The sequence below is a fragment of the Halomonas sp. PBN3 genome (assembly GCF_000475415.1).
GTDB lineage: Bacteria > Pseudomonadota > Gammaproteobacteria > Pseudomonadales > Halomonadaceae > Halomonas > Halomonas shengliensis.
In genome coordinates this window covers 1-1,650 of record NZ_AXCA01000096.1, presented here as the reverse complement: position 1 = coordinate 1,650, position 1,650 = coordinate 1, and the positions used below count along the sequence as shown (strand labels likewise).

The window sequence follows — 1,650 nt, the reverse complement described above, 5'->3', positions numbered from 1 at the left end:
TCCTCACCTCGGGTAGACCTGAGGCAGCGACCCCACGGCGATGCCACGCTCGGGGTCCGACTGTCCGTGATTCAGGGTAATGTCGCGTGCGCGCACGCGGTCGGCCGGCACACCCACACGTCGCGCCCAATCACGTATCACCGAATCGTCGCCGTCGCTGTCGAGCACGAAGATGTCCATCTGCGTGCCCTGGGCCAACAGCTCGCGGACGGTGCTGTCACAACGCTCGCAGTCGTTCACTGCCACATGCACCGTCAAGCGCGCCTGAAGTGCACCCTCATCGGTGAAGCGAAAGGCATTGCGTGGCCTAAGCGTGAACTCATCCACCGGCATCTCGTTGGGGTAGAGGCGCTGCCAAGCCGCGTCATAGGCCCGCTGGAACGCCAGCTCGCGCTCGGTGCGGGCGCGCTCCACCTGTACCAGCAGCTCCGCATAGCGGCGGCGCTCCTCGGCGCTGCGCGCCTCGACGCCGAGTGCGGTGATGGGATCCAGGTTGGGCGACCAGACGCCCCGTGGCCCCTCCATCAGCGCCTCGTAGCGCTCCCAATCGCGCTCGGTCAGCCTCCAGGCTTCAGCTTGCTCCGTGCGCGTGCGAGTACGCTCGCTCTCGAGCATCCGCTGCGCCTCCTGAATCACGGCGGAGGCATCGGGGCGGCTCTCCGGGGTGATCTGGGCAGCGGCCTGGCTGGCCAACAGCGTCATGGCAAGGGTCATTGTCACAACCGGCAAGACAGCAGGTTTCGAGGTGATCATCGCGAGATCTCCGGTGGCATCAGGGAATCTGGACGTCGACCGAACGGCCGCTGCGACTGAAGACGGCATGGGTGCCACGAATCGCCGTCAGTTCCCAGCCATCCTGGCGATCCCCGACACCCAGCAGATGGACGTCACGCAGGCTCGACAGGCCGTTGGGAGAAACACCCACGTAGGGACGACCACCACGAGACTCGGCGCCGGTGACCTGAAACCGGGGAGACGGCGGGGCCACCGGCCGCCGCGTCTGGCGGGCAGGAGCCGGACGTGGCGCCGTCTGCCGGCTCTGCTCGAGGCGCTCCTCCAGCGCCAGGATCTGCTCGTTCTGAGCGGTGACGCGCAGGTTGAGCCCGCTATCCAGGCGGTTAAGGTCCTCCGCCAGCCCGGCCATGCGTGGCTCAAGCTGCTCCAGCTGCGCTTGCGTGACCGTGATGCCGGAAGCACTTTCCTGCACGCGCTGCTCGGCCCGTTCGAGACGCTGATCCAGCTTCGTCAGGCGCTGCTCCAGCGCCGCCTGCTGTGATTCCACTCGGGCAAGCGTCTCCTCCAGGGGCATCACGGCCTGCTGCACCTGGGACTGCACCAGGGACTCCATCGGCACCTCCTCGGGCACCGGCCTCAACAGCAGCGCCCCTGACACCACGGCGCCGGCCAGGCTGACCGCCAGCAGGCCGTAGAGGGCCTTCCTGCCGCCCTTCCCTGCCCCGCGCTTGCGGCGATGCTGCGGCTCTGCCTGCTTCTGGTCGGGCGACAGCTCGGTGGGCTCACGCATCGCTCACCTCCGCCACCGCTGCAGCGCTCTCGTCACGACTGTCGTCGCCGTGCCCCGGCACATAGCGGATATCCCGCACCTGGTAGCAAACCTCTCTGGCGACGGGGTCGACCTCCAGCTCCCAG

Annotated in this window: 2 protein-coding genes; both read right to left on the bottom strand. The window is 67.9% G+C overall.

Annotated features, from left to right (window positions below; genetic code table 11):
* Window positions 1-3: 3 nt before the first annotated feature.
* Complete coding sequence (locus Q673_RS23565) at window positions 4-702, bottom strand: TIGR03759 family integrating conjugative element protein (protein ID WP_023005114.1); 699 nt, start codon at window positions 700-702, stop codon at window positions 4-6.
* Between the two features lie 70 nt (window positions 703-772).
* Complete coding sequence (locus Q673_RS23560; protein ID WP_023005113.1) at window positions 773-1,525, bottom strand: hypothetical protein; 753 nt, start codon at window positions 1,523-1,525, stop codon at window positions 773-775.
* Window positions 1,526-1,650: the final 125 nt, after the last annotated feature.

Excerpts from the sequence above, each read along its gene's own strand:
- Q673_RS23565 (WP_023005114.1), bottom strand. The coding sequence starts at position 702 with ATGACGCTGTTGGCCAGCCAGGCCGCTGCCCAGATCACCCCGGAGAGC.
- Q673_RS23560 (WP_023005113.1), bottom strand. The coding sequence starts at position 1,525 with ATGCGTGAGCCCACCGAGCTGTCGCCCGACCAGAAGCAGGCAGAGCCG.